This is a genomic window from Aliterella sp. E5.1 (assembly GCF_057473825.1).
This window is the reverse complement of sequence record NZ_JBYCCV010000135.1, coordinates 1-7,818: the sequence shown is the minus strand read 5'-3', so window position 1 is coordinate 7,818 and position 7,818 is coordinate 1. Positions and strand designations below refer to the sequence as shown.

Sequence of the window (7,818 nt, the reverse complement as noted above, 5' to 3'; positions counted from 1 at the left end):
CGGCGCGAACCTATGCACAGTTAGACCAAGCAATCACCGATGCTCTAGCTGCGGTGACACTCCAAGATATTATTGGCTGGTTTACCCACTGTTGTTGCTATGTTTCACCCAACTGAGAACTGCTGTAATAATCAAGCATTTGAGCAAGAGTCATCTTTATTGACTGCTTAAGATGCTATAGTTATATCTTTACAATACCCTATAGATGTCACAGTGATATCAAAATGATTTTAGTATGTGGCGGAATTAAGGGCGGCGTAGGCAAAACTACGTTAGCCACTAACATGGCGATTTTGAGAGCGGCAGCCGGGAAGGACGTGCTGCTTGTCGATGCTGATGACCAAGGGACTGCCAGCGACTTTACCGCAGTTCGCAATCAAACCTTGAACGGTAATGCTGGCTATACTTCAGTCAAATTACACGGAGCAGCAGTACGAGCAGAAGTGTTGCTCCTGGCAGTCAAGTTTGACGATGTAGTAATTGACGTTGGCGGACGTGATACCGCAGGACAAAGAGCAGCTTTGTCCGTAGCAAATGTTTATGCCGTCCCTTTCCTCCCAGGTTCGTTCGATGTATGGACTTTAGATTCGGTCAGTCAGTTAGTCGCGGAAGCACAGGCTTTTAATGAAAACCTCAAAGCCGTATGCCTAATTAACCGTGCCGATCCTTCTGGTTCTGATAATGCTGAAGCTGCCGCGATCGCCCTCGAAACCCCTGGGCTTAATTACATAGACGCGCCTCTAGGAAACCGCAAAGCCTACCGTAGTGCCGCATCTTTAGGGCTTGCCGTCACCGAAGCCAAACGAGTGGACAAAAAAGCCATTGAGGAACTTGAGAGATTATACAAATATCTTTTCGATATCTAAGTAATATTTGTACAATATCAATAAGATATCATTAAGATTACAAAAAGAGGTCAAATGGCAATTGCCCGTAAGCCGAAGCCAAGTAACGTAGACGATTTCATTTTGCAGGGCGGCTCCGCTCCAGAAGTAGCAACTAAGCCATCATCAGAGGAGGAAGTTAAGGGATTGAAGTTGAGGTTGCCCGTAGATTTGTTGAAGCGGGTAGATGAATCCGTTGCTAACCGCCGTCCTGCTCCAAGTCGCCACCAATGGATTTTAGAAGCTATTTATCAGAAATTGGATGAGGAGGCAGAGAAGTTAATGTTGCAAAAAATTAAGCTAGATTGACGTAACTTTTAACTCAGTGCAAAAATCCAGCTAACCGCAAGTCCACACTTGCGATCGCATAGCCCCTAATAATTATTGTGAATAGCCAACCGCGAACCGTTCAAATGTTTTTTGACGGCGTTGAAGTGCTACGAATTGAGGATGGCAACAAGTGTCATGAAATCTTATTCCCCCCAGGTCATCAGCCTAATTTGATGGAGATGAGATGGGACGGTGAGTTAGTTTATGCTATCTCGAACGCTAGTTCCGAAGTTCTAGTTAACCGTCTGCCTAAATAGTTAGTTCAGCCAGCCAACTTAATTTATTTGAGGTGGTATTTTTGCACCAGCAATTAGTCACAGCTTTCGCCAACGGATTCACCAATGGCGATAATTTTGCCTCAATTACTTCCGCCCGAAAGCTGGCTCAATCGGTCTTAAACCAAAAGATTGAGCCAGGAACTCCGGTCGCAAAAATCGTAGATGAATCGGTAGAGCAAGCATTAATCCTAGCGGCGCGACAATTAGTACAGCGCTCTAATGACCCTATCGAAACTTGGGAGCAATGTCTGGATTTGTACGATCGCCAGCCAGCATTAAATACTCGTACCAGCACGAGCATTCTCCAGCAAGCCTACAGTACCCCCGTCCCTATTGCCTTCCTCGCAGCGAAGTTAGCCCAAATTGATGGGGAGACAACAGTTTACGAGCCAACCGCAGGTAATGGGGCGTTACTATTACTTGCTAATCCAGAGTTAGCTATAGTTAACGAACTTAATGGCGATCGCGCGGCGGCATTGAGGGCGCAAGGATTTACTGTAACCGAGCAGGATGCTAGTAGTTTTTCGCCTCCGGTAGAATCTGTAGATAGAATAATTACTAATCCACCCTTTAGCTCTTTGAAAGATGCTCAAGGACAAACGCGAATGTTTCGGCGTGGTCGGTTGACAACGAGCCAGTTGGATCATGCGATCACACTATCGGCTTTGGATTTGATGAAAGCTGATGGCAGAGCAGTTCTCATCTTGGGTGGAAAGATGGGTAACGAGAGTTCGCGTACCGAGCGATACAACACCCAGTTGACGAGAGGATTTTATCGGTGGTTATACAAAGATGCGGGTTACAAGGTTACAGATCACTTTTCATTAGATGGGAGCTTGTACCGCAAACAGGGTACAACTTTTCCGGTGGATGTAATTGTAATTGAGGGAAGGGGCGAAACTCAGCTAAAGTTACCTGGCGTACAACCACCCCGGATTTACTCTAGCTATGAAGACCTAAAGGAGGTTTTAGTTTATGCAAGTAGGCAAAGTGTACAACCGCAGGAAAATAATGGAATTGCCTTACAAGGAATTCACTCCAGGGAGACTTTGGTGTCCAACCTACCCTACAAGCCTCGATCCCCCATTGGTTTGGACAACAATTTTGCTTCCAGAGGTACTGAGTCAGATAGAGAGCCAAGAAGAATACCTAATTCTTTTGACGCGCCGAGTGGAGTGGTTGATACAGGAATGGATCGACGATTGGATGGCAAATTACGACCAGGAGGAAGATTTGGAAGTCAAATTGTGGATAGTACAGGAAATAGAGCAATATCTTCCTCTGGATCTGCAATACCTCAATCCCAATCAGAGTCCAAAAGAAATGGCATCGTATTTAATAACGAACTACTGGAACCTGCAACAGGCAGCTTTGAACGACCAACAGTTTCCCGTAACCCCACCTCCGAAGTTGGAGACGGATTTGAATCTTTTCAGGGAAATGAATTTAATGGACTGGTTGGCGTTCATGAACACGGAAGCAAACCCGCACAATTTTCAGGATTGAATAATATGAGCGAACTATCATCTACACAGGAAGTTGATTTAGACATAGTTCAAGAACAAATAGAAAACCAAGTTGCCTACAAGCCAAGAAGTAAAGCCTATTCTTTAGCCACCTTAGCTCCTGCTTCCTCTCTTAAGGGCTTGGATAATGTTTTCAATAAAATCGAAGCAGCAACGGGGATGAGTATCGATGAGTACGTCCGCGATCGCTTGAATGAATCTTCTCAAGAGGACTTATTCGCCCACTACGCTGCCGAACAGATCGATTCACTAGCTTTGTCTATTTACAATCACGAGTTTGAGAACAAAGCTACCTTGATAGGTCACGACACAGGGATTGGTAAAACTCGAATCATCTGCGGTTTAGCGCGATACGCAGGACAGCGAGGGATGACTCCTGTAATCGTAACTGCCGACCCAGTTTTATATGGCGACATACTAGCGCGGGATGGTGTGGATACAGGGAATAACTTTAATCCATTTATTACTAATAGTAAATTTAGCCTTAAGCTGACGGGGACTAACGGCGATGTAATTAGTGAAATTAGTACACCAGAAAATCAAATAGATAGAGTTAGACAGTACACACGAGCAGGAAATGTTGGAGAGCATGATAGTGTTTTTACAACTTATGGGCAGCTTACAGGACCTTCTAGCGTAGACCGAAGACAATTGCTAAATGTAATTGCCTCAAATAGCTTTCTAATCTTGGACGAAAGCCATAAAGCCGGGGGACCTGCCGGGGACAACCAAGCCGATAAGAAAAAGGCTCAAATACCTTCCTGCACCGAGTTCTTCCAATCGCTAGTCAAGGAAACCAAAGGATTCGTTGCTTCCAGTGCAACAGCCATCAAAGATCCCATCGTTGCCGCCCGGCTATTCTACGAAACCACCGATTTAAACCTAGCCGCCACCGACCAAGACAAATTTGCCGCTCACCTCAAAACAGGTGGCGTACCATTGCAGCAGCAAGTATTTTCGATGTGGGCAGAATCCGGCGGCTGCATCCGTTGCGAAAAGTCTTACGAAGGAGTTGAGTTTGGCGTTGCTAAGTACCCCGTTGACCTGCAAACGGCAGAAACAAACTCAAAGATTCTCAACCTAATTTGGCGCTTTGACTATATCAAAGAAAAAGTAGTCAAAGAAATTAGCGGTGATTATGCCGATGCGGGGGAAGCCGCACGTAAATACAACCCAGCTATTGGTGACGCGGGAGCAAGCAGCACAATTTTTACTAGCGTCCTGCACAATCTAACAGCAGTTACAGCTTTAGGTTTGAAAGCCGAGGAAACAGCAAACGCCGCGATCGCCGACATCAAGCAGGGACGCAAACCAATATTAATGCTATTCAACACGATGGAGTCAACCGTTAGAGATTTTGTGGATAGCCACAATGAACTAGCTGCCCTCCACAATGCAGAGTTTCCAGATAGTCCGATGCAGCCCATTAGAGTTGGGAATGACATTACAATTAATGCTGGACAATTATTTACTCGCTACTTAGAAAAAGCAAGGTCGATTAAAATCACCGAGCCGTATTTAGATGAGCTAACGGGAAAGCAAGTAACTCGCACTCACCGCTTGACTGATACAGAGATAGGACTAGAAGGTGTAGCGGCTTTCAATCGAGCCGAAAGAGCAATCGCCTCCGCCGACTGGAGCAAGTTACCTATTTCCCCCATCGACTACATCAAACAGAAAATTGAAGACGCTGGACATTCCATAGGCGAAATAACTGGACGCACTCATATTCTCAAGTACGGCTCGGCAGAAGACCTGGTATCGGGGGTTGTGACTTACCAAACTAGAGAACGGGGAACGGCGCAGAAAAAGCAGGTAATGGACGACTTTCAAAACGGTAGGGTAGACGCGGTGATTACGAACTCTACGACAGGCTACTCCCTCCATGCCTCAAGAACAGTTGCCGACCAAAGGCAGCGAGTAATGTACATCGTTCAACCGCACCTGGACGTTAATCAAGTAGAGCAATCCATCGGGCGATCGCATCGTAGCGGACAAGTTAACCCAGCAATTCATCCTCCTGACAAGCTAGACGAGCAAGGACAACCGATGTGGGGGCAGTATGCTGGTACGTTTGGCTTGCCAGTATTCAAGCTAGTAGTAGGGCAAGATTTGCCCACTGAAGAAAGAGCAGTGGCGATCTTAATGAAGAAGATGAGCCACTTGAAAGCAAACACGACGGGTAATAGCTCCTCCAGCTTTGGTTTGGCGGAAATGCCTGACTTCATCAACGATTACGGGAATGAAGTAGCGCAGAATTTGATGGAGCAAAACCCAGAGCTTCATGAAGCTTTAGATTTTCCGCTCAATGGCAAAGATGGATTTAAAGACCCTAAAGCAATCCAAAAAGTTACGGGTCGAGCAGTGATGCTCACCAGTGACGCTCCCCCAACCCCAGAGCAGCCTTATCCCTCTCTAGCTAGGCAAGCATGGCTGTACGAGACTTTGACTTCTGACTATAAGGAATTACTGGCTCAAAAAATAGCCTTGGGTGAGAATGAGTTAGAGGCACAAAAACTAGACCTCCAAGCTGAACCAGTATCGCGTCTTGTCCTTAATCCTGGGAAACCAGAGGTTGATAGTCCCTTTACTAAACCCGCTTATTTAGTTGAAGTCAAAGCAAAAACGGGCGCAAAACCAAATACCACCGAGCAAGTTATTAATGCCGTAAGGCGGGAATTGGGTTTTGAACCTGTTGCTGATAAGAGCGATAGCGCTTTATTTGAGGTGCGGGAAAAAGGTGAGGAAGTAGCAGCCCAATTAGTAGAACAGTTAAGTGGCAGTGTGGGGGAATATTTAGCTCGGCAAAAGGCTTTGAGCGAGACGGGAATAGCTCTAGCAACTGAGAAAGTAGAGAAATTTCAACAGAGGCTCAGTGCAGGAGTAGAGGAACAAAGTAGTTTACAGCAAAACCTTGATACGGCGGTGTCTTCAAAAGACGTAGAATTATCTGCTCTCCTCAACACCCAGTTAGAACAGCTTGCCCCAAAGATTGACAAGTTGCAGACTCAAACTAATAAAGCAAAACTTGATGTAAATAGTAAGAGTTTTCAGCAGGATAAAGAGCAGCGAAGTATTAGGGAATCGTTAGCTGAGACTAGCGCCTTGCTGCAACAGTTTCCAGTGGGGCAACCTGTGCGCCTGATGGACAACAAAACTAAAAACTACCTGTATGGGGTAGTGTCGGCGGTAGAGCAGAAAAATAAGGCAAATAACCCTGCTGCGCCGATTAATTGGAAGGTAAAACTATTAGTAGTTGATGGAGTGCGATCGTTATCTATTGGGTTAAAGAATTTATCAAAGGGCGGCGGTCAAACTCTAGAACCTGTCGAGGCGGCGGCTAGTTTTGCAAATCTTAAGGAAGAAGTTTCTATCTATGACTTATTTGACCAACGACAAAGCGAGTCGAAAGAAAAGCGTTATTTGGTAACGGGACAAGTGCTTGCTACCGAGCTAACGGGTAAGTTTGCCCAAGTTAGCGACCATCAGGGGCAGGTTCATCCAGTCTATCTATTGCGGCGCGGCTTTGACCCAGCAATAGACATGGACATTAAGCCCGTCATACTCAAAGGTGTTGAGCAAATCAAGCAGTTTTTTGATAAGACTCAAAAAGTGGGGCTTGTTAAAACTGAAGACGAAAATCTAACTGTTATTGCCGATATCAAACCAAGTAATATTGGCGGCATTATCATCAAAACTCCCAAAGCTACTGCTGAGGGCGGGATATATTTCAAAAACGAAGGCTTATTGCAACTAACTGGGGACTTCACCAGCAAAACTGAATCGGTAAGGGAAGGCAACAAAACCAAATCTCAAGGGATTATGACTGTTACCGTTAGCGTAGATAAGACCGATGAGGTTTTAGCTTATCTGGGTGCTAAGTGGGGCTTGGGGGCTGCCACCCATAAAGATGTAGCGCGAGAACTACTAGGGCAGGTATTACCGTCCTGGGAGCCGTGCAATGAGATTAATCCCGATGCCCTGCGCGTATCTGTTAGTCGCTCTGTTGGAAACGCCACAGAGACAGAACCACAGCCAACTTTTGAGATAAAGCCCCAGTCCAACGCCGAAATTTTTACTGAAGAACCGGAGATAGCAAGCGATAGCGCAAGCGCGCACGCAGGGCTTCGCTTCTTACCACATTTAGGTACGACAACCCCCACAGAGACTAGGTTTACAGCCCCGAAAGTGCCAATTCCTGTGGGTGAAGGCGATCTTACTGTAGATAATTCAAGTGTGGTAACTCCCCCCTCACCTACACTGCCAGCGTCAGACTCCCTAGCTTCTGCACCCGAAGTTATAAATAGTGTTTCGCCAGATAAACACATACTTGAGCCAAAGATTCAGCATGGGGGAGCGGAGAAAAATATTGCTAAATTACTGCACCAGGCAGAACTTGCCTCCGAAGTTCTCAAGGGGGATGACTTTTATCTGAAAGTTGAAAATCAGCCATTTACTCCTTTAACTATTGAGCGACATGGGCAAGAACTGTATTTAACCCATTATCTTACTGATAATTATGGGGATTTGTTTCTGGATGCAGAAATGGTTTTTAACGTTTCTGTCCAAGGGCGATTAACTTTGACACAAACTGCTAGTCAAAATCCTTTAACAGGTGGGGAGTATCGCACTAGCGCCGATCGCGGTTTTGGTCAAATATTCTCCCGTAACCTTATAGAACCCATTTGACATCTCTAAAAGGCGGCAAGTCGCTTAATCATTAACCTGACGAAGCAGAGATTGAGCTTCGTGGTGGCATTGGTCAAGGTGCGCTCAAAGTTCTTAACGAGGATCTTACAT

At 45.7% G+C, this 7,818-nt stretch carries 4 protein-coding genes and 1 pseudogene; 4 read left to right on the top strand and 1 reads right to left on the bottom strand.

Features of this window, described 5'->3' with window-relative positions:
- Positions 1-224 precede the first annotated feature (224 nt).
- From AC2VE5_RS22795 to AC2VE5_RS22780, 4 genes are all read left to right on the top strand, one after another.
- Complete coding sequence (locus AC2VE5_RS22795; RefSeq protein WP_486889956.1) at positions 225-866, top strand: nucleotide-binding protein; 642 nt, start codon at positions 225-227, stop codon at positions 864-866.
- Between the two features lie 54 nt (positions 867-920).
- Complete coding sequence (locus AC2VE5_RS22790; protein WP_486889955.1) at positions 921-1,193, top strand: hypothetical protein; 273 nt, start codon at positions 921-923, stop codon at positions 1,191-1,193.
- Positions 1,194-1,270: 77 nt separating this feature from the next.
- Entirely contained in the window at positions 1,271-1,471 is a 201-nt protein-coding gene (locus AC2VE5_RS22785) for a hypothetical protein (RefSeq protein WP_486889954.1), read from the top strand.
- A gap of 41 nt (positions 1,472-1,512) precedes the next feature.
- Complete coding sequence (locus AC2VE5_RS22780) at positions 1,513-7,707, top strand: DUF6908 domain-containing protein (protein ID WP_486889953.1); 6,195 nt, start codon at positions 1,513-1,515, stop codon at positions 7,705-7,707.
- Positions 7,708-7,712: 5 nt separating this feature from the next.
- On the opposite strand, the pseudogene AC2VE5_RS22775 reads toward AC2VE5_RS22780, so the two are convergent.
- Positions 7,713-7,818 (bottom strand): annotated as a pseudogene (locus AC2VE5_RS22775) (transposase); the annotation flags it as partial.